23 protein-coding genes are annotated in these 19,793 nt (G+C 71.0%); 13 read left to right on the top strand and 10 right to left on the bottom strand.

Annotated elements, in window-relative coordinates:
* Nucleotides 1-195: 195 nt before the first annotated feature.
* The 3 genes from ACRWK7_RS14000 to ACRWK7_RS13990 form a co-directional block, all read right to left on the bottom strand.
* A complete protein-coding gene (locus ACRWK7_RS14000; RefSeq protein ID WP_431856853.1) occupies nt 196-747 on the bottom strand; it encodes a NifU family protein in 552 nt (183 codons plus the stop codon).
* A 149-nt stretch (nt 748-896) separates the two neighbouring features.
* Nucleotides 897-1,343, bottom strand: coding sequence for a DUF2442 domain-containing protein (locus ACRWK7_RS13995; protein WP_431856852.1), 447 nt, complete (start codon nt 1,341-1,343; stop codon nt 897-899).
* A complete protein-coding gene (locus ACRWK7_RS13990; RefSeq protein WP_431856851.1) occupies nt 1,340-1,561 on the bottom strand; it encodes a DUF4160 domain-containing protein in 222 nt (73 codons plus the stop codon). Before ACRWK7_RS13990 ends, ACRWK7_RS13995 begins: the two co-directional genes overlap by 4 nt.
* A gap of 26 nt (nt 1,562-1,587) precedes the next feature.
* On the opposite strand from ACRWK7_RS13990, the gene ACRWK7_RS13985 reads away from it, so the two are divergent.
* Nucleotides 1,588-3,060, top strand: a complete 1,473-nt coding sequence (locus ACRWK7_RS13985; protein ID WP_431856850.1) for a fused MFS/spermidine synthase — start codon at nt 1,588-1,590, stop codon at nt 3,058-3,060.
* Here ACRWK7_RS13985 and ACRWK7_RS13980 read toward each other — a convergent pair whose 3' ends face one another.
* The 4 genes from ACRWK7_RS13980 to ACRWK7_RS13965 form a co-directional block, all read right to left on the bottom strand.
* On the bottom strand, nt 3,061-3,573 hold the full coding sequence (locus tag ACRWK7_RS13980) for a universal stress protein (RefSeq protein ID WP_431856849.1): 513 nt from the start codon (nt 3,571-3,573) through the stop codon (nt 3,061-3,063).
* Entirely contained in the window at nt 3,573-4,343 is a 771-nt protein-coding gene (locus tag ACRWK7_RS13975) for a TIGR02186 family protein (protein ID WP_431856848.1), read from the bottom strand. The genes ACRWK7_RS13980 and ACRWK7_RS13975 overlap by 1 nt, the downstream gene beginning before the upstream one ends.
* A complete protein-coding gene (locus ACRWK7_RS13970; RefSeq protein ID WP_431856847.1) occupies nt 4,340-5,260 on the bottom strand; it encodes a sulfite exporter TauE/SafE family protein in 921 nt (306 codons plus the stop codon). The genes ACRWK7_RS13975 and ACRWK7_RS13970 overlap by 4 nt, the downstream gene beginning before the upstream one ends.
* Nucleotides 5,261-5,424: 164 nt before the next feature.
* A complete protein-coding gene (locus ACRWK7_RS13965) occupies nt 5,425-6,414 on the bottom strand; it encodes an adenosine kinase (protein ID WP_431856846.1) in 990 nt (329 codons plus the stop codon).
* 135 nt (nt 6,415-6,549) lie between these two features.
* Here ACRWK7_RS13965 and ACRWK7_RS13960 point away from each other — a divergent pair, with 135 nt between their 5' ends.
* Both ACRWK7_RS13960 and ACRWK7_RS13955 read left to right on the top strand, forming a co-directional pair.
* Complete coding sequence (locus ACRWK7_RS13960) at nt 6,550-7,233, top strand: EI24 domain-containing protein (RefSeq protein WP_431856845.1); 684 nt, start codon at nt 6,550-6,552, stop codon at nt 7,231-7,233.
* 51 nt (nt 7,234-7,284) lie between these two features.
* The gene (locus tag ACRWK7_RS13955; RefSeq protein ID WP_431856844.1) at nt 7,285-8,121 is read left to right on the top strand and encodes a bactofilin family protein; all 837 of its coding nucleotides are present in this window, start codon (nt 7,285-7,287) and stop codon (nt 8,119-8,121) included.
* A 103-nt stretch (nt 8,122-8,224) separates the two neighbouring features.
* On the opposite strand, the gene nth is transcribed toward ACRWK7_RS13955, so the two are convergent.
* Nucleotides 8,225-8,860 carry an endonuclease III gene (gene nth / locus ACRWK7_RS13950; RefSeq protein ID WP_431856843.1) on the bottom strand — a complete coding sequence of 212 codons (636 nt, stop codon included), beginning with the start codon at nt 8,858-8,860 and terminating at the stop codon, nt 8,225-8,227.
* 95 nt (nt 8,861-8,955) lie between these two features.
* On the opposite strand from nth, the gene ACRWK7_RS13945 reads away from it, so the two are divergent.
* Both ACRWK7_RS13945 and ACRWK7_RS13940 read left to right on the top strand, forming a co-directional pair.
* Nucleotides 8,956-9,480 (top strand): DUF2244 domain-containing protein, encoded by a 525-nt coding sequence (locus tag ACRWK7_RS13945; RefSeq protein ID WP_431856842.1) that lies wholly within the window; start codon nt 8,956-8,958, stop codon nt 9,478-9,480.
* A 69-nt stretch (nt 9,481-9,549) separates the two neighbouring features.
* Nucleotides 9,550-10,419, top strand: a complete 870-nt coding sequence (locus ACRWK7_RS13940) for a methylated-DNA--[protein]-cysteine S-methyltransferase (RefSeq protein WP_431856841.1) — start codon at nt 9,550-9,552, stop codon at nt 10,417-10,419.
* A gap of 13 nt (nt 10,420-10,432) precedes the next feature.
* Here the strand turns inward: ACRWK7_RS13940 and dapB are convergent, their stop codons facing one another.
* On the bottom strand, nt 10,433-11,230 hold the full coding sequence (dapB, locus tag ACRWK7_RS13935) for a 4-hydroxy-tetrahydrodipicolinate reductase (RefSeq protein ID WP_431856840.1): 798 nt from the start codon (nt 11,228-11,230) through the stop codon (nt 10,433-10,435).
* 41 nt (nt 11,231-11,271) lie between these two features.
* Complete coding sequence (locus ACRWK7_RS13930) at nt 11,272-12,204, bottom strand: zinc ABC transporter substrate-binding protein (protein ID WP_431856839.1); 933 nt, start codon at nt 12,202-12,204, stop codon at nt 11,272-11,274.
* A 79-nt stretch (nt 12,205-12,283) separates the two neighbouring features.
* Here ACRWK7_RS13930 and znuC point away from each other — a divergent pair, with 79 nt between their 5' ends.
* From znuC to ACRWK7_RS13890, 8 genes are all read left to right on the top strand, one after another.
* Nucleotides 12,284-13,105, top strand: coding sequence for a zinc ABC transporter ATP-binding protein ZnuC (znuC, locus tag ACRWK7_RS13925; protein ID WP_431856838.1), 822 nt, complete (start codon nt 12,284-12,286; stop codon nt 13,103-13,105).
* Nucleotides 13,098-13,886: a zinc ABC transporter permease subunit ZnuB gene (gene znuB, locus ACRWK7_RS13920; RefSeq protein ID WP_431856837.1), complete on the top strand. Its 789-nt coding sequence runs from the start codon at nt 13,098-13,100 to the stop codon at nt 13,884-13,886. The genes znuC and znuB overlap by 8 nt, the downstream gene beginning before the upstream one ends.
* A gap of 212 nt (nt 13,887-14,098) precedes the next feature.
* The gene (locus ACRWK7_RS13915; protein ID WP_431856836.1) at nt 14,099-14,875 is read left to right on the top strand and encodes a (Fe-S)-binding protein; all 777 of its coding nucleotides are present in this window, start codon (nt 14,099-14,101) and stop codon (nt 14,873-14,875) included.
* An 11-nt stretch (nt 14,876-14,886) separates the two neighbouring features.
* Nucleotides 14,887-16,314 (top strand): LutB/LldF family L-lactate oxidation iron-sulfur protein, encoded by a 1,428-nt coding sequence (locus ACRWK7_RS13910; RefSeq protein WP_431856835.1) that lies wholly within the window; start codon nt 14,887-14,889, stop codon nt 16,312-16,314.
* Nucleotides 16,311-16,991, top strand: a complete 681-nt coding sequence (locus ACRWK7_RS13905) for a LutC/YkgG family protein (RefSeq protein WP_431856834.1) — start codon at nt 16,311-16,313, stop codon at nt 16,989-16,991. The genes ACRWK7_RS13910 and ACRWK7_RS13905 overlap by 4 nt, the downstream gene beginning before the upstream one ends.
* 127 nt (nt 16,992-17,118) lie before the next feature.
* Nucleotides 17,119-17,703, top strand: coding sequence for a Smr/MutS family protein (locus ACRWK7_RS13900; protein WP_431856833.1), 585 nt, complete (start codon nt 17,119-17,121; stop codon nt 17,701-17,703).
* The gene (locus ACRWK7_RS13895; RefSeq protein ID WP_431856832.1) at nt 17,700-18,104 is read left to right on the top strand and encodes a helix-turn-helix domain-containing protein; all 405 of its coding nucleotides are present in this window, start codon (nt 17,700-17,702) and stop codon (nt 18,102-18,104) included. The genes ACRWK7_RS13900 and ACRWK7_RS13895 overlap by 4 nt, the downstream gene beginning before the upstream one ends.
* 152 nt (nt 18,105-18,256) lie before the next feature.
* Nucleotides 18,257-19,789 (top strand): PAS domain S-box protein, encoded by a 1,533-nt coding sequence (locus tag ACRWK7_RS13890; RefSeq protein ID WP_431856831.1) that lies wholly within the window; start codon nt 18,257-18,259, stop codon nt 19,787-19,789.
* Nucleotides 19,790-19,793: the final 4 nt, after the last annotated feature.

Raw genomic sequence — 19,793 nt, 5'->3', positions numbered from 1 at the left:
TGCGCGGCCGACCGCCGAATGGCGCCGGCACACGTCGAAAGACCCTATTAGAATAGGCTTATTCGGTTAACGGAGCGTGTGGCCGCACGCCCGCATCCCCGCACACCGGCGCGGGTCCGCCCTGCGGCGGACGCAATGAAAAAGGGCCCGGAGCGTCGCCGCCGGGCCCTTCCTTTGCATTCGGCCGGACAGGGGTCAGCGCAGCGCGCGGACCTCCTGCACTTCGGGGATGTAGTGGCGCAGCATGTTCTCGATGCCGGCCTTCAGCGTGGCGGTCGAGCTGGGGCAGCCCGAACAGGCGCCCTTCATGTGCAGGTAGACCACGCCCTTCTCGAAACCGTGGAAGGTGATGTCGCCGCCGTCCTGCGCCACCGCCGGGCGGACGCGGGTGTCGAGCAGCTCCTTGATCTGCTGCACGATCTCGTCGTCGTCCTCGTTGATGGCGTTGTCGTCGGCGTGCTCGCTCAGCAGCACCGGCCGGTTGGCGGTGAAGTGCTCCATGATGACGCCGAGGATCGACGGCTTCAGCAGGAACCAGTCCTTGGCGCCGGTCTTGGTGATGGTGATGAAGTCGGCGCCGAGGAAGACGCCCTCGATCCCGTCGATCTCGAACAGCTTCTGCGCCAGCGGCGAGCGCGCGGCGTCCTCGCGGCTGGTGAAGTCGGCGGTGCCGCGGCCGAGCACGTCGCGTCCCGGCAGGAACTTGAGGGTGGCCGGATTGGGGGTCTGCTCGGTCTGGATGAACATGGCTTAGGTCCTCGGGCACGGGCCGCGCGGGCGATGACTGGCGGCGTGTGCGAAACTTGGGCAGAATCGGCCGCCAGATCAAGCACGTTGTCGGTGTGGTTATTCGGAAAGGTGTATTCCGAGGGGGCGAACAATGACTGCGGCTGTCGTCAGGCCGCCCGCCGTTCCACGTCGAAGCCGAGCGTCGCCAATCGCACCGTCTTCGGCACCGGCCGCTCGCCGCTGGCGTAATAGGCCACCATCCGGCGGCTGAGGCCGAGCGCATCCGCCGCCTTGCTCAGCGACATGCCGTTGCGCTCCATCCAGGCGCGGAAGTCGTCGGCCGGCATGAAGTCGCCCTTCTGCTCCCCAGCCCAGCGCCAGAGCTGGTGGGAACTGAGATCAATGCCGTTCGGCCACTCCACCGACCATCCCCATTCACCGACCTGCGCCGCGCGAAACACCGCAGGATCCTGGAGAGGCGCCAGATAACGGCCTTTGGCGATCAGCGTCGATAGGTCCACCCGTTCGCCGGTACCGTCCTTCCAAGTTACCAGAAGGCTGGCCGGCGCTTCGGCGGCCACGGCGGCGATCTGTTGGTGCGGCACGCTCCTCATGGGTTCAGGTCCTTCCACAGGTCCAGAAGCATGGCGGTGTTCGCCTTGATCCAGGCGATCGCCTCCTCGACATCCCGGGCCTTGCCGGTGCGCCCGATGATCCGGCCCTTGCCGCCGATTTCGACCAGGAGCAGGAAGTCCGGGCCACGGATGTGCACGTGCGGAGGGTTGTGATCCTCGCCGTAAATGTACACGGTGCAATTGGCGAAGCGCTTCAACCCCGGTATTGGACAAGAATAGTGCAATGAGTGCACCGCGACAAGAGGGCCTCCCCTCCTCCCGCCCCGTCCTTCGTTCCTACGCTCTCCCCCTCGCCGCGTTCGCCGGCGGCTGGGCGCTGATGATGCTGGAGATCCTCGGCGGGCGGCTGATGGCGCCGCAGTACGGCTATTCCGTCTACCAGTGGGGGGCGGTGATCGGCGTGGTGCTCGGCTTCATGGCGGCGGGCTACTGGAAGGGCGGCTCGGTCGGCGACGGACCGGACGCGATCCCGGTTCTGCGCGGCGTGCTGCTGGCCGCAGCGGCGTGGGCGGCGCTGACGCCGTGGCTCGGCCCGGCGGCGCTGGAGCGGACGGCGCCGGCCGACCCGCAGGTGGGGTCGCTGGCCGGGGCGGCGCTGCTGCTCGGGGTGCCGTCCTTCGCGCTGGCCATGGTGTCGCCGATCTGCGCCGGCCGCATCGCAGCGGCGGGGCGGGCCTCTGCGGCCGGACGGGTCTACGCGGTGGGGACGCTGGGCAGCATCGGCGGCACCTTCTTCGCCGCCTTCTTCGCCATCCCGACCATCGGCGTGTCGGCCGGCTACGCCGTGGCGGCGGCGGTCCTGGCGGCGGCCTGCGCGCTCGTTCCCGGCGGGCGGGCGTACGCCGCGGGCGCGCTGGTCCTGGCCTTGGGAGCCCTGGGCGCCGTTCACAACGAGGGCCGCGGTTTCGCGCTGTACCGCGAGACGCCGCACAACACCATCTGGGTGCGCGAGACCACCGAGGAGGTCCGCCTGCACCTCAACCTGCTGTGGGCGACCCAGTCGCGGCTGCGCAAGGACGGCGGGCCGACCGGGCTGTACTACGACGTGTTCCCGGCCGGGCCGGCGCTGGCGGACGGCGCACGCACGCTGGTGCTCGGCGTGGCCGGCGGGGTCGGTCCCATGAACATCCGCCGCGCCTGGCCGGAGTCCGACGTGCTGGGCGTCGAGTTGGACCCGGACGTGGTCGCGGTGGCGCGGGAGAAGTTCGGCCTGCGCGGCGTGCGCGTCGCGGTGTCGGACGCCCGCCGCTTCGTCGCGGCCGACCGGGAGACGCACGACCTGATCGTCGTCGACCTCTACAACGGCGCCACCATCCCGTTCTTCACCGCGACCCGCGAGTTCTTCGCGCTGCTGGAGCGCAAGCTGGACCGCGGCGGCGTGGTGATGATGAACGTCGCCTCGCCGGCCGATCACGACATCCTGATCGGCCCGCTGGCGGCAACGCTGAAGGCGGCGTTTCCCTCGGTGTTCGTCTCCGACGTCGGCGGCGGCAACTACTTCCTGATCGCCACCAAGGAGGAGCGCACGGCGGCCGAACTGCTGGCCCGCCTCGACCGTGCCCCGCCGGCCGCCCGGGACGCCACCCGCCGGCTGGCATGGTCGCTCGTCCCCGCCGACACCGCCGGGCAGCCGGTGCTGACCGACGATCGGAGCGACATCGACCTGCGTAGTATCATCGCCCTTTACGGCGAATGATCAGGTGATCGCGTCCAGCTGCTCGTTGGACAGCCCGCCGGGCACCACGGTCACCGGGATCTGCAGCTTCACCACGCCGCGGCCGGTGAAGTGGGTGATCAGCGGGCCCGGCCCCTCCGGCCCGGTGCTGGCGGCCAGCACCAGGATGGAGATGCGCGGCTCCTCCTGAAGCAGCACGGTCAGCTGGTCGCGCGGGTCGCCCTCGCGGATGTAGAGGATCGGCAGGGTGCCGCCGGTCAGCGCGTTGACCTCGCGCGCCAGCTTCTGGAGCTTCTGCTCCGCCTCGCTGCGCTGCTCCTCGCGCATCAGGTTCTCGACCGCCAGCCAGGACTGCGCCTCGGTCGGCTCCATCACGTACAGCAGCGCCACCCGCCCGCCGGACTTCTTCGCCCGCAGGCAGGCGTAGCGCAGCGCCACCTTCAGCTCGGGGCTGTCGTCCACCACCACCAGGAAGATGCGCTGATGCTCGGGGGAAGGAGCGCCAGTGGGGGTATCTGCGGTCGGTTCGGTCATCACACCCTCCGGAAGACGGTGCCGGCCAGCCAGCCGGCCAGCAGCGCACCCAACGCCGCCGCCAAGCCGTAGCTGAACGGCTGGCTGCGGGCGAATTCGAACACTTCGGCGCTGAAGCCCACCTTGGACACCACCAGCGGCGTCGTCTGCGCGCTGAGCACGTCGCCGTCGCGGATCAGGAAGACTTCCACGTTGTACAGCCCGGTCGGCACGTTGGCCGGGAAATAGATGTTCGTTCGGAACAGCCGCGCGCCCAGGAAGCTCACCTGCCCATGCGTCACGCCGTACAGCCCGGCGCGCTGCTTGGTGCGGATCAGCGCCGCGCGGTAGTCGGCCAACGTGCCGGCGGTCGGCGGCTCCTTCGGCTCCATGCGCAGGTATTCCAGCCCGATCTGGTGGCGCTCCAGCACCGGCGCGCGGACGAACTGCTCCAGCGGCCGGTTGGTGGCGACCACGTAATAGCTCGGCACCTGGTCGAAGATCACCTTGTCGCGGTTCACCCAGATGCCGGCGACGCGCGCCTTGCGACGCACCGTCGCCGTGGTGCGCGGCCCGCTCACCACCACGGCCACGTCGGCCGGCCCGTCGGTGGAGCCGAACAGCACCACCTCCGTCCCGGTGAAGCCGGTGGTGATGGCGATCAGGTGGCTGGACAGGTCGGCGACCAGCTGCTGCGCGCGCGCTGTGGTGGCGAGCGGGATCGCCAGCGCCGCGCCGACCAGCGCCCCAACAAGCGCTGACAGCGCGATGAGCCCGTGGCGTCGCGTCATCCGGGGATCCCGGTGATGACGGAGAACAGGTCCTCCGGCCGCGCCACCAGATCCCAGGCCAGCCGCAGCGCCACCGAGACGACGAGCAGCCCGAGCAGCGTGCGCGCCACCTCGCCGCGGATGCGCGAACCGGCGCGGGTGCCGAACTGCGCCCCGACCACGCCGCCGACCAGCAGCAGGAAGGCCAGCATGACGTCCACCGTCTGGTTGCTGGAGGCCTGCAGCAGCGTGGTGACCGCGGTCACGAAGATGATCTGGAACAGCGAGGTTCCCGCCACCAGCGCCACCGGCATGTTCAGCAGGTAGATCATGGCCGGCACCAGCAGGAAGCCGCCGCCGATGCCCATGATCGCCACCAGCACGCCGCCGACCGCGCCGATGCCCGCCGGCAGCAGCGCCGAGATGTACAGCTTCGACCTTTGGAAGCGCATCTTCAGCGGCAGGCCGTGCAGCCAGATGTGATGGTGCAGCTTGCCGCGGGAGAGCTGCGGGCTGCGCCGCCGGATCAGCGCGCGCACGCTCTCCACCAGCATCAGCGAGCCGATGGTGCCCAGCAGGAAGACGTAGGTGAGCGAGATGGTCAGGTCGATCTGCCCGAGACGCTGCAGCCGCCCGAAGATCCACACCCCCAGCGTGGTGCCGACGAGGCCGCCGACCAGCATGACGACGCCCATCTTGACGTCGACGTTGTTGCGCCGCCAGTGGGCGAGCACGCCGGACACGCTGGCGGCGATCAGCTGGTTGGCCTGGGTGCCCACCGCGACGGCCGGCGGCACGCCGAGGAAGATCAGCAGCGGCGTCATCAGGAAGCCGCCGCCGACGCCGAACAGCCCGGACAGGAAGCCGACCACGGCGCCCAGCAGCAGGATCACCAGGGCGTCGACCGACATCTCGGCGATGGGCAGATAGACTTGCATGGGGAATCCTAACCCATGCTGTGGAGTGGAGCAAACTCGGACTCCCTCTCCCCTCTGGGGAGAGGGTTGGGGTGAGGGGGTCCCGCGTTGCGGACGTTCATCGTTCCCCGCAGCCCCCCTCACCCGGCCGCTCCGCGGCCACCCTCTCCCCAGAGGGGCGAGGGTTAAACTACACCCGTGATCAGCTCCTTCAGGTCCGTCTCCGGCCGGGCGCCGACGTGGCTGATGACCTCGGCGGCGGCGATGGCGCCCAGGCGGCCGCACACCGCGGGCGCGAGGCCGCGCGTCCAGCCGAACAGGAAGCCCGAGGCGTACAGGTCGCCGGCGCCGGTGGTGTCCACCACCTTGGAGACCGGCTCGGCCTTCACCTCGACCGTCTCGCCGCCGGACACGATCACCGCGCCCTTCTCCGAGCGGGTCAGCGCCGCCACCTTGCCGAGCTTCTTCACCGCCGCCAGCGCGTCCTCGAAGCGGTCGGTGCCGTACAGCGCGCCGATCTCGTGCTCGTTGGCGAACAGGATGTCGACGTGGTTCTCCACCAGATCGACGAACTCCGCGTGGTGGCGGTGGACGCAGAAACTGTCGGACAGCGACAGCGACACCTTGCGGCCCGCGGCGTGGGCGATCTCGGCGGCCTTGCGGAAGGCCTCCTTGGCGCGCGGCGGATCCCACAGGTAGCCTTCCAGGTAGGTCACCTGCGAGCCGCGGATCAGCGTCTCGTCGATGTCCTCCGGCCCCAGCTCGACGCAGGCGCCGAGGTAGGTGTTCATCGACCGCTGGGCGTCCGGGGTCACCAGGATCAGGCAGCGCGCGGTCGGCGCCCCGCCGTCGAGCGGCCGGGTGGCGAAGTGCACGCCGCTTGCCCGGATGTCGTGCGCGAACACGGTGCCGAGCTGGTCGCCGGCGACCTTGCCGATGTAGGCCCCCTTGCCGCCCAGCGCGGCGAAGCCGGCCATGGTGTTGCCGGCCGAGCCGCCGGACACCTCGACGCCCGGACCCATGCGACCGTACAGCTCCTCGGCGCGGGCGGTGTCGATCAGGGTCATGGCGCCCTTCTCGATGGCGTTGGCGGCGAGGAAGGCGTCGTCGGCATGGGCGATCACGTCGACGATGGCGTTGCCGATGCCGGTGACGTCGAATTCGGCCGAGGCCATGGGGGCTCCTGTGCGTGTTGAACGGTGGAAAAGCGCCGCGAGTATAGCCGCGCCGCGCCGCCCCACAACCCCCGCCGACCTTGCCCAGCATCGCATCCGCCTTTAGAAATCGGACGACGCCACATCGAGGTAGCCATGCTCCGCGCCCTCCTGCTCGGTTTCGGCCAGTTGACGGACCCCGCCTCGCGCCGCGTGGTGTGGATCAGCGTGCTGGGCGCGGTGCTGTCCTTCGCCGCGCTGCTCGGCCTCGTCGAGTGGGCGCTGACCAGCACCGCGCTGACCAACTGGTCGTGGGTCGACACCACCATCGACGTGCTGGGCGGCGTGCTGGTGGTGGCGCTGGCGTGGCTGCTGTTCCCGGCGGTGGTGGCGACGCTGGCCAGCTTCCTGCTGGAGGAGGTGGTCCGCGCGGTGGAGCGCCGGCACTACCCGCACCTGGGCGAGCCGCTGAAGTCCAGCGTGGCGGAGGAGGTCGGCACCGCGCTGCGCTTCCTGGCCGTGGTGGTGCTGGTGAACCTGGTGGCGCTGCCGCTCTACCTGACGGTGCCGGGCGTCAACCTGGTGCTCTACTACGTGATCAACGGCTACCTGCTGGGGCGGGAGTATTTCGAGCTGGTCGCCAACCGCCGCCTGCGCCGTGCGGACGCCACGCTGCTGCGCAAGAGCCGGCCGCTGAAACCTTTTTTGGCCGGCGTGGTGATCGCCTTCCTGTCCACCGTACCGCTGCTGAACCTTTTCGCGCCGGTGATCGCCAGCGCCTTCATGGTGCACGTGTTCCAGTCCATGAATGGCCCCTTGCGGGCGGCGGGACGCGCATGATACGCCGCTGATGGACCGACCTTGATCTGACTGACCTGGGGACCAGACGTCATGCTGTTCGGACGAAAGACACCGCCGACCGCGAACCCGAAGCCCGCCGACGCCGAGCCCGCGCCGGCCCCGGCGCCCGAGGCCGCGGTGCCCGCGTCGCCGCCCGCGCAGCCGGTCCCCGGCCTGTCGGCGCCCGCCGAGCCGGCGCCGGCCCCCGCGCCTCTGGGCGCCCCCATCTCCGCGACGCCTCCGGTCGCCACGCCGCTGCGCCCGCCGTTTTCCGACAAGGGACCCGAGATGAACACCACCCCGCCGAAGCCGCCCGCCGGTCCTTTGAACGCCGGCCCGACCAGCCCCGCCTCCTCCTTCAAGCCGAGCGACATTCCGCGCCGCACGGTGGACCTGCCGGGTGCGCGCAAGCCGGACGGCTACGCCATTCCGACCCCGCCGGCCGCCGCGGTGCCCCCGCCGCCCGCCCCGGCGCCCGCGCCCGTGATCGAGCAGCGCCGCCTGATCGTCGGCCGCGACATCTCGCTGTCGGGCGAGATCGGCTCGTGCGACGTGCTGGTGGTGGAAGGCACGGTGGAGGCCAAGCTGCGCGACGGCCGCTCCATCGAGATCACCGAGAACGGCCTGTTCAAGGGCTCGGTCGAGATCGACGAGGCCGACATCGGCGGCCGCTTCGAGGGCGACATCACGGTGCGCGGCCGCCTGACCGTGCGCTCGACCGGCAAGATCACCGGCGCCATCAAGTACGGCGAGCTGATGGTGGAGGCCGGCGGCCAGCTGATCGGCGACGTCCAGGTCGTGTCCGCCACCACCAAGCCCGCGGCTCCCGCGCCCGCTCCGATCGCCGCGCAGCCGCTCCCCTCCTTCGCCCCGGTGGGCGGCGAGTAAGGACCGGCCGGTCCAACAGGAAGGCGGGGAGCGGACGCTTCCCGCCTTTTTTGTTTCCGGGCGTTTAGGCGCGTTTAGGGCCAGTAGGGCCCGGCGCAGGCTCTCACGCCACCCACTTCTCCGCCGCCGTGCACAGGTCAGCGATCGGGCAACGGTCGCAGTCCGGCTTGCGCGCCTTGCAGACGTAGCGCCCGTGCAGGATCAGCCAGTGGTGGGCGTGGCGCAGGAAGGGCTTCGGAACCGCCTTCAGCAACCCCGCCTCCACCTGCTCCGGCGTCTTGCCGGGGGCGAGGCCCAGCCGGTTGGCGACGCGGAAGATGTGCGTGTCGACCGCCATCGTCTCCTCGCCGAAGGCGACGTTCAGCACCACGTTGGCGGTCTTGCGCCCCACCCCCGGCAGCTTTTCCAGCGCCTCGCGGTCGCGGGGAACCTCGCCGCCGTGCTCGCGCACCAGGATCTCCGACAGCTTGATGACGTTCTTGGCCTTGGTGTTGAACAGGCCGATCGTCTTGATGTGCTCGCGCAGGCCCTCCTCGCCCAGCTCCACCATCTGTTGAGGCGTGGTGACGCGCTCGAACAGGGCGCGGGTGGCCTTGTTGACGCCGGCGTCGGTCGCCTGCGCCGACAGCACCACGGCAACCAGCAGCGTGTACGGGTTGACGTATTCGAGTTCGCTCTTCGGCTCGGGGTTGGCGGCCTGGAGCCGGCGAAACATGTCATTGATGGCGGCGGGCTTCATGGCCGCGACTGTACCGCCGGACGGCGGTGCCGCGCAAACCCGGCGCCGTGAATCCACCACCCCTTTCGTAAGGGATTGGTCATAGTCCCATGCCTATGACGAGCATCGCAGATTCCACCTCCGCCGCCCGCGTCTTCTTCGACGCGGTCCTGCACCCGCACCGCAGCCTGGGGCCGCAAGGCTTCCGTATCCTCATGGCCACCGTGGCGGCGGTAAGCTTCGGGGTCAGCCTCGTCTTCTACCTGCTCGGCGCCTGGCCGGTGGTGGGGTTCTTCGGCATCGACGTGCTGCTGCTGTGGTGGGCGTTCCGCGCCAGCTACCGCTCGGCGCGCCTGTACGAGCGCGTGCGCCTGACCGACGAGGAGCTGACCGTCCAGCGCGTCGCCTGGAAGCAGCCCGACCGCCGCTGGAGCTTCCAGCCCTACTGGCTGCGCGTGCGCATGGACGACCCGCCCGAGCACGAGAGCCAGGTGACGCTCAGCTCGCACGGCCGCACCCTGGTCGTCGGGTCCTTCCTCACCCCCGACGAGCGGCTGGAGTTCGCCACCGCGCTGCAGGACGCGCTGCGCGCGTGGCGCCGCTCCCCCTGCGCCCCCTGCGCGCCGGAAGCCGTCCGCTAGCTTCGCAAGAATCGGGTTGGTTCGGCGGCCCCGGAACGCCACTCTCGGGAACGGAACCCGGAGCTTGCCATGACCGACACCGTTGCCACCGACCTCGACGCCCTGCACCACCGCGCGCTCACCCTGGCCATCCGTCATCTGGTGGAGCACTGGCAGGACCAGCCCTCGCTGGAGGAGTTGGCCGGCGTGGCGGGGATCAGCCCGTTCCACTTCCAGCGCCTGTTCACCCGCTGGGTCGGCATCAGCCCGAAGCGCTTCGTGCAGTTCCTGACGCTCGGCCACGCCAAGCGGCTGCTGACGGAGAACCACAGCGTGCTCGACACCGCACTGGACGTCGGCCTGTCCGGCCCGTCGCGGCTGCACGACCTGTTCGTGGCCTGCGAGGCGATGACACCCGGCGAGTACAAGGCCTTGGGCGGCGGGCTGACCATCCGCTGGGGCCTGCACGACTGCCCGTTCGGCACGGCGCTGGTCGCCACCACCGAGCGCGGCGTCTGCTGGCTGAGCTTCGCCGACGAGCCGGACGGCGGCGACGCCATGGCCGAGTTCACCGCCGAATGGCCGGCGGCAAGGCTGGTCGAGGACCCCGACGCCACCCGCCCCACCGCCGCCCGCGCCTTCGGCTGGGAAGGTGGGGGTTCGGAACCGCTCAAGCTGCTGCTGCGCGGCACCAACTTCCAGATCAAGGTGTGGGAGGCGCTGCTGCGCATCCCCGAAGGCGCGGTGGTGAGCTACGAGGACGTGGCGCGCGCCATCGGCCAGCCGACGGCGATGCGCGCGGTCGGCGCCGCGGTGGGGCGCAACCCGGTGTGTCTCCTGATCCCCTGTCACCGGGTGATCCAGAAGTCCGGCGTCATCCACAACTACCGCTACGGCGTGCCGAGGAAGCGCGCCCTGCTGGCCTGGGAACAGGCGCGGGTGAGCGGCGAGGCGGCGTGACGCGCGGAGCGCGTCACAGCCCCAGCACGTCGCGCATCGAATAGAGCCCCGGCTGCTTGTCCGCCGCCCACAGCGCGGCGCGGACGGCGCCCTTGGCGTAGATCTGCCGGCCCGAAGCCTTGTGGGTCAGCTCGATGCGCTCGCCGTCGCCGGCGAAGACCACCGTGTGGTCGCCGATCACGTCGCCGCCGCGCAGCGTGGCGAAGCCGATCTCGCCGCGCGGGCGGGCGCCGGTGATGCCGTCGCGGACCTTCTGCCAGACGTTCTCCAGCGCCACCTCCCGGCCGGCCGCCGCGGCGCGCCCCAGGCCCAGCGCGGTGCCGCTCGGCGCGTCCACCTTGCGGCGGTGGTGCATCTCCAGGATGTCGATGTCGAAGTCGTCGCCCAGCGTGCGGGCCACCTGTTCGACCAGCACGAACAGCAGGTTGACGCCGACCGACATGTTGGGCGCCTGGACGATCGGCGTGTGCGTCGCCGCCGCCGCCACCGCCGCCTGGTGTTCGGCGGTCAGCCCCGTGGTGCCGAGGATGTACGCGGTCTCCCCCTGCGCGGCGAGCGCGGCGTGCCGCTCGGCGGCCTCGGGCGAGGTGAAGTCGATGACGGCGTCGGCCTCGGCGAACAGCACGGCCGGGTCGTCCACCACGGCCACGCCCAGCGCCTCCAGCCCGGCGACCTCGCCGATGTCGCGGCCGACGGCGGGACCGCCCGGACGCTCGGTGCCGCCGGCCACCGTGCAGCCCGGCGTCGCGGCGATCTCGCGCACCAGCATCTGCCCCATCCGCCCCGCGCACCCCACCACACCGATCTTCATGACAGCCTCCGTCGTCTCGCAGCCCGCATCCCTAGCACAGCTCAGCCGCCAAGGCACTCCGTCAAACCCTTGGCCAGATTGCGCATCAGCGTGAAGTACAGCTCCGGCCCCTCGGGCAGGGCGGCGCCCTCGGGGTCGAGCACGCCGGTGCGGGCCTGGGTGCCCTCGGTGACGGTCCTGACCAGTTTCGGCTCGAACTCCGGCTCGGCGAAGACGCAGGTGGCGCCCAGCGCCTTCACCCGGTCGCGGATCACCGACAGCCGCTTGGCCGAGGGCGGCCGGTCCGGGCTCACGGTGATCGAGCCGGCGGCGTTCAGGTTGTAGCGGTTCTCGAAGTACTGGTAGGCGTCGTGGAACACCACGAAGCGCTTGTCCGCCACCGGCGCCAGCGCCGCCTTCAGCTCGGCGTCCAACGCGTCCAAACGCCGGCCCAACGCCGCGGCGTTGGCCTTGTACGTCTCGGCGTTGGCCTTGTCGCGCGCCGCCAGCGCCACCGCGGCGATCTCGCCGATCTCCTTGGCGTTCATCGGGTCGAGCCACAGGTGCGGGTTCATCTCGCCGTGATGGCCCTGGTGCTTGCCGTGGTCGTGCGTCCTGCCGTGGGCGTGCGCCTCCCAGGCGCCGCCCTCGCGTGGCTCCAGCACCTGGATGCCGGCGCCGTACATCAGCTCGATCTCCTGCGTCTTCTTCGGCAGGCTGGCGATGGGACGTTCCAGGAACGACTCGAGCGACCCGCCGACCCAGAAGACGATGTCCGCGTCCTTCAACGCCTTGGCGTCGGAGGGTTTCAATGCGTAGTCGTGCGGCGAGGCGCCGCCGCGCACCAGCACGGTGGGCTCCCCCACCCCCTGCATCACCGCCGCCACCAGCGCGTGGATCGGCTTGATCGAGACGACGACCTTCGGCGCTTCCGCGGCAGCCGGAGCGGCCCAAAGGGCGGAAAAAAGCGCGAAGGATGCGAGCGCGCGGCGCATGGCTGACCTTTCCCTGTGGACAGACGGACGGTTTGGGAGCATGTACTTCGGGCCACACGATGTGACGTTATAACATAACATGTCAACCCACCCGAAGCCGGGACCACTGATCGAAGCGCATGGCCTGACGCTCGTGTTGGGCGGACGGACGGTGCTGAACCGCATCGATCTCACGGTCAACCCGGGCGAAATCGTCACCCTGATCGGCCCGAACGGCGCCGGCAAGACGACGCTGGTGCGCGCCGTGCTGGGCCTCGTGAAGCCCACCGCCGGCGCGGTCACACGCATGCCGGGGTTGCGCATCGGCTACATGCCGCAGCGCCTGAACATCGACGCCACGCTGCCGCTGACGGTGCGCCGCTTCCTCGGCCTCTGGCGGCCGGTGGAGCGCACGCGCTTGGACCGCGCGCTGGCCGAGGCCGGCGTGGCGCACCTCGCCCAATCCCCGGTGCAGTCGATCTCCGGCGGCGAGCTACAGCGCGTGCTGCTGGCCCGCGCCCTGCTGAGCGAGCCGCACCTGCTGGTGCTCGACGAGCCCGACCAAGGCGTCGACGTGCACGGCCAGGCCGAGCTGTTCGACCGCATCGCCGACCTTCGCCGCTCGCACGGCTGCGGCGTGCTGCTGGTCAGCCACGACCTGCACACGGTGATGGCGCGCACCGACAAGGTGCTGTGCCTGAACGGGCACGTCTGCTGCTCCGGCCGTCCCGAGGACGTCAGCCGCCACCCGGAATACCACGCGCTGTTCGGCCGGCACGCCGACCAGCTCGCCGTCTACCTGCACCGCCACGACCACACGCACGCCACCGACGGCCATGTCCAGCCGGGGACCGGCGGCGACTGCTGCGACCATGACCACCACCACGAGCACGCGCCCGAGGAGGAGCACCGCCATGGATGAGTTCATCCTCCGCGCGCTGGCGGCCGGCTGCGGCATCGCGGCGCTGGCCGGGCCGATGGGATCCTTCGTGGTGTGGCGGCGCATGGCCTATTTCGGCGACACGCTGGCGCACTCGGCGCTGCTCGGCGTGACGCTGGGCTTCCTGCTGGGGGTCGACCCGACGCTGGGGGTGATGGGCGTGTGCGTGGTGCTGGCCTTGGTGCTGGTGGCGCTGCAGCAGCGCCGCGCGCTGGCGTCGGACACGGTGCTCGGCATCCTGTCGCACTCGGCGCTGTCGCTGGGCCTCGTGGCGGTGGCGTTCCTGGAGACGCTGCGGGTCGACCTGATCGGCTACCTGTTCGGCGACATCCTGTCGGTGACGACCGACGACCTGCTGCGCATCTACGCCGGCGGAGCGGTGGCTCTGGCGCTGCTGGCGCTGCTGTGGCGGAAGCTGCTGGCGGTGACGGTGGACGAGGATCTGGCCCGCGTCGAGGGCCTGCCGGTGACGGCGCTGCGCCTCGCCTTCATGCTGCTGATCGCGCTGGTGATCGCGGTGGCGATGAAGATCGTCGGCATCCTGCTGATCACCTCGCTGCTGATCATCCCCGCGGCGGCGGCGCGCCGCTTCTCCCGGACGCCGGAGCAGATGGCGGCGCTGGCCGCCGTCTTCGGCATGGCCGCGGTGGCGGCGGGCGTGCTGTCCTCGCTGCACTGGGACCTGCCGGGCGGGCCCAGCGTGGTGGTCGCGGCGTTCGTGCTGTTCCTGGCGAGCAATCTGGTGCCGGTGCGGCGGGGGTAGTTTCGGGGTAGTGCGTTCGTCGGGCCCCCATCCCGTCCTTCCCCCACTTCGCGGGGGAAGGGGTAGAGCGGCGGGGTCCCTCCCCCCGTCGAAGATGGGGGGAGGTCAGGAGGGGGCCCAGCGCCACGACGCCACCACATATCCGGCCCCCGCCTTGCCCGCGCCCGAACCGCACCGTATGTTGGCAGGATCAGGGAAGGGACAAATCCGAAATGGCCGAACCGCGCCGCGGGCCCCGCGTCGGGCTCTTCGTCACCTGTCTGGTCGATCTGTTCCGGCCGACCGTCGGCTTCGCCGCGGTGAAGCTGCTGGAGGACGCCGGCTGCACCGTCGAGGTGCCGCGCGACCAGACCTGCTGTGGCCAGCCCGCCTACAACGCCGGCGACCGCGCGACCGCGCAGGACTTGGCACGCCGCACCATCGCCGCGTTCGAGGGGTTCGACCACGTCGTCGTCCCCTCCGGCTCCTGCGGCGGCATGATCCGCAAGCACTACCCGGCGCTGCTCGCCGACGACCCAGCCTGGGCGCCGCGGGCGCGGCACGTGGCGGCGCGCACCCATGAGCTCGTGTCCTTCCTGGTGGACGTGCTGGGCGTCACGGCGGTGGACGCGCGCTACGACGACACCGTCACCTACCACGACAGCTGCTCCGGCCTGCGCGAGCTGGGCGTCAAGGCGCAGCCCCGGCAACTGCTCGCCTCCGTCCAGGGCGTGGAGATGACGGAGCTGCCCGAGGCCGAGGTGTGCTGCGGCTTCGGCGGCACCTTCTGCGTCAAGTACCCGGACATCTCCAACCGCATGGTCGAGGACAAGGCGGCGAACGTCGCCTCGACCGGCGCCGGGACGCTGCTGGCCGGCGACGTCGGCTGCCTGCTGAACATCGCCGGCAAGCTGAAGCGCCAGGGCTCGCCCGTGAAGGTCCGCCATGTCGCCGAGGTGCTGTCCGGGCTGGCCGACGAGACGCCGCCCATCGGCGACACCGCGCGCTAAGGGAGACCGCCATGGAATCCACCGCCCACAGCTTCCCCGAGAACGCCAGGCGTGCCCTCCAGGACGACACGCTGCAGTACATGCTGGCGAAGTCGCGCACCGGCTTCCAGCTCAGGCGCGCCGCCGCCGCCGAGCGCCTGCCGGAGTTCGAGGCGCTGCGCGACCAGGGCCGCGACCTGAAGAACCACGTCCTGGAACACCTCGACGTCTACCTGGAGATGTTCGAGTCCAAGGTCGTGGAGCGCGGCGGCCACGTCCACTGGTGCCGCACGGCGGAGGAGGCCCGCGACGCCATCCTCAAGATCTGCCAGAAGGCCGGCGCGAAGACCGTCACCAAGGGCAAGTCGATGATCGCCGAGGAGATCGCGGTCAACGACCACCTTGAGGCGCACGGCCTGATCCCCATCGAGACCGACCTGGGCGAATACATCATCCAGCTGCGCAAGGAGCCGCCCAGCCACATCATCGCCCCGGCCTTCCACGTCTCGAAGGAGCAGGTCGCCGACGCCTTCCGCGCCGCTCACACCGACCTGCCGCCGGACCGCCCGCTGGAGGAGCCGCGCGAACTGATCACCGAGGCGCGGCTGATGCTGCGCCGCCGCTTTCAGGAGGCCGATGTCGGCATCACCGGCGCCAACTTCCTGGTGGCCGAGACCGGCTCCACCCTTATCGTCACCAACGAGGGCAACGGCGACCTGACGCAGACGCTGCCCAAGGTGCACGTGGTCATCGCGTCCATCGACAAGGTGGTGCCGACGCTGGAGGACGTGTCGACCCTGCTGCGCCTGCTGGCGCGCTCGGCGACCGGGCAGGAGTTCTCCGCCTACACCACCTTCTCGACCGGCCCGCGCCGGCCGGGCGACCTGGACGGGCCGGAGGAATTCCACGTCGTGCTGCTCGACAACGGGCGCTCGGCGCTGCTCGGCACCGAGTTCCAGGAGGTGCTGCGCTGCATCCGCTGCGGCGCCTGCATGAACCACTGCCCGGTCTACGGCTCGGTCGGCGGGCACGCCTACGGCTGGGTCTACCCCGGCCCGATCGGCGCGGTGATCGACCCGGCGCTGATCGGCATCAAGGAGGCGGGCCACCTGCCCAACGCCTCCACCTTCTGCGGCCGCTGCGAGGCGGTGTGCCCGATGCGCATCCCGCTGCCGAAGATGATGCGGCACTGGCGGGAGAAGGAGTTCGAGGAGAAGCTGCAGCCGGCCGCCATGCGCCAGGGCCTCGGCGTCTGGGGCTGGTTCGCGCGGCGCCCCGGCTTCTACCACGCCGCGGCAAAGATGACCGCGCGGATGCTGCGCCGGGCGTCCGGCTCCGACGGCAAGCTCGGTCCCCTGCCCCTGCCGATGCTGCGCGGCTGGACCGAGCACCGCGACCTCCCCGCCCCCGAGGGCCGCACCTTCCAGGAACTCTGGGCCGAACGCCGGGGGAAGAAATGAGCAACTCCCGCAGCCAGATCCTCGCCGGCATCGCCGCGTCGCTCGGCCGCCCCACCGGCGACGCCCAGCGCGCCGCCGCCCGCGAGCGCATCGCGGCGCACGCCCGCAACCTGATCCCGGCGCGCGCGCAGGTCGACCATGCCGGTCAGGTCCGTCTGTTCGAGCAGATGGCGCTGGAGGTCTCCGCCACCGTCGCCCGCGTGCCCGATCTGGACGCCGTGCCCGACGCCGTCGCCGAGTACCTCGCCGGCCACAACCTGCCCGCCGAGCTGCGCGCCGCGCCCGACCCGACGCTCGACACCATCCCCTGGGACCGCCGCCCGACGCTGACCGTCAGCACGGGCCGCGCCCGCGACGCCGACGCGGTGTCGCTGACCGGCGCCTTCGCCGGCATCGCCGAGACCGGCACGCTGATGCTCGTTTCGGGGGCGGAACGTCCGACGACGCTGAATTTCCTGCCCGACACCCACATCGTCGTTTTGAAGGCGGAACAGATCGTCGGCGGCTACGAGGACGCCTGGGACCGGCTGCGCGCCCAGGCGTCGGCGTTCGAGGGCGGCATGCCGCGCACCGTCAACATGGTCACCGGCCCGTCGCGCACCGGCGACATCGAGCAGACCATCCAGCTGGGCGCCCACGGGCCGCGCCGGCTGCACATCGTGCTGGTGGGGGGATGAGGACGTTGCCGCACCGGGCTCCCACCCAACCCTCCCCCACTGCGCGGGGGAGGGCCTTTTACTCCTCCCCCCGCGCAGTGGGGGGAGGCTGGGAGGGGGGTGCGCCGCGATACCTCCCCACCCCGCCATGACCCGCCGCCGCCGCATCGTCACGCCGGAGGAGCGCGCGCTGTGGGCCACCGTCATGCGCGACGCCACGCCCCTGCCCGGCCGCTCGCTGGCCGAGGCGATGACCTCCGCCCCTCCCGAGCCCACGACGCCCCCGGCCGACCTCTCCGAGACCCCCTTGCCCAGCCGGAGCACGCCCTCGTCGCGACGCACCTATGTGCACGTCTCGCAGCCGCCGCTGGAACTCGGCCAACACCCCAACGTCGACGGCCGCACCGCCGACCGGCTGCGCCGCGGCAAGCTGGAGATCGACGGCCGCATCGACCTGCACGGCATGACCCAGGCGCGCGCCCACACCGCGCTGGTCTCCTACGTCCACCGCGCCTGGAACGAGGGCCGGCGCTGCATCCTGGTGATCACCGGCAAGGGCAGCTTCAGCGCCGAGGGCGGCGTGCTGAAGCGCGCGGTGCCGCGCTGGCTGGCCGACACGCCGCTGCGCCCGATGGTGCTGGCGGTGCAGCCCGCCCAGCCGCGCGACGGCGGCGAGGGCGCGCTGTACGTCTTGATCAAACGCCGCCGGGATCGTAAAGACCCGGCGCGATGACACCGTTCGGCGAACGGGTCCGCGCGCTGCGCGACGCCAAGGGCGTGACGCTGAAGCAGATGGCGACGGACCTGCACATATCCTCGGCCTACCTTTCGGCGCTGGAGCACGGCAAGCGCGGCCAGCCCTCGCCCCAGCTCGTCCGCCAGATCTGCGCCTATTTCGGCATCATCTGGGACGAGGCGGAGGAGCTGGAGCGCCTCGCCTCCCTGTCCCACCCGCGCGTCACCGTCGACACCGCCGGCCTCAGCCCCAAGGCCACGGAACTCGCCAACCGCCTGGCCGAGCGCATCCACGACCTGAACGACGCCACCATCGACGGTCTGCTGGCGATCCTCGAGGCCACGCCGTGCTCCCCCGCCGCGCTGGCGCGGCGCAACCGCGCGGCCCGCCGACGCTGACCGCGCCTGCGCCGGGTTGCCGCAGTCCTATTGCACGAATGTATAGGGTCTATTTGACTCCTTTTGGCTATAATATAAGCAATTGTTCAAAAACCACCGCCGACCCTGACGTGGCCATCCCCACCCTTCCCCCCGACGCCTCCGCGGATGCGATGGCCGCGTGCCTGCAGGACGGGATGCCGTGCACGCTGTACCGCGCCCTGTTCGAGCAGTCGGCCATGGGCATGGCGGTGGTCGACCCGGCCGGCGTGCTGCGCTCGGTCAACCCGGTGTTCGCCGCCATGCTGGGGCAGGCGCCGCGGGGCCTCGCCGGCGTGCCGCTGGCCGAGCTGCTGGCCGACGGCGGCGACGGGACGCTGGAGCGCCTGCAGGCCGACGCCCCGCCCCAGCCGTTCGAGCGCGCGCTGCGCCACGCGGACGGCACCGTGGTGTGGGCGCTGCTGCGGCCCTCGCCGATCCGCGATGCGGCCGGCGCGGTCAGCGCGGTGATGGTGCTGGTCGAGGACGTCACCGCCCGCCGCAACGCCGCCGACGACCTGCGGCGCAGCGAGGAGGCGCTCGCCCTGTCCGAGGCGCGCAACCGCGCCATCGTCGAGACAGCGGTGGAGGCGATCCTCACCGTCGACACCCGCGGCACCATCATCGGCGCCAACCCCGCGGCCGAACGCATGTTCGGCTCTTCCGCCGAGGAGCTGATCGGCAAGCACATCCACGTGCTGATGCCGCGGGACGAGGCGGACCGCCACGCCTCCTACATGTACCGCTACCTGGCGACGCGCGAGCGGCACGTCATCGGCCGTGGGCGCGAGGTGACCGCCCGGCGCGCCGACGGCAGCCTGTTCCCGGCCTGGCTGTCGCTGAACGAGATCGACCGTCCGGGCTTCCACGTCTTCGTGGCGATGCTCCGCGACATCACCCCGATGAAGAACGCCGAGCTGGCGCTGGTCGAGGCCAAGGAGGCGGCGGAGCTGGCAAACCGCGCCAAGACCGCCTTCCTCGCCAACATGAGCCACGAGCTGCGCACGCCGCTGAACGGCATCCTCGGCTTCGCAGAGGTGATCCAGCAGCAGATGCTGGGCGCCCTGGAGAACCCCGGCTACCTGCACTACGTGGCGGAGATCAGGCGCTCGGGCGAGCTGCTGCTGGCCAACATCAACGACCTGCTGGAGATGGCGACCATCGAGGCCGGCACGCTGGACCTCAACGAGTCGGTGCTGGACTTCCGCGACGTTGCGGTGTCCTGCCTGCGCATGGTGGCCAAGCGCGTGGAGCGCGCCAAGCTGAGCGTCGACGCCGACATCGAAACCGAGCTGCCGCCGCTGCTCGCCGACCCGCAGGCGCTCAAGCAGGTGCTTCTGCACCTGCTGTCCAACGCCATCAAGTTCACGCCGGAGGGCGGGCGCATCGGCCTGTCGGCGCGCGTCGACGCGCGGGGCGCCCTGGTGGCGGAGGTGTTCGACAGCGGCATCGGCATCCCCGCCGACCGGCTGGAGACCATCTTCCAGCCCTTCGTGCAGGGCGAGACCGCGCTGGCGCGCCGCTACGAGGGCATCGGCCTCGGCCTCTCCATCGCCAAGTCGCTGGTCGAGAAGCACGGCGGCCGGCTGGAGATCCGTTCGCAGGAGGGTATCGGCACCACCGTGCTGATCCACCTGCCCCGGGAACGTTTCCTGGCGGACTGGTAGGCCC

Source organism: Azospirillum sp. (assembly GCF_050789165.1).
The sequence above is the reverse complement of the archived record's forward strand: the minus strand, read 5'-3'. Positions and strand labels throughout refer to the sequence as shown.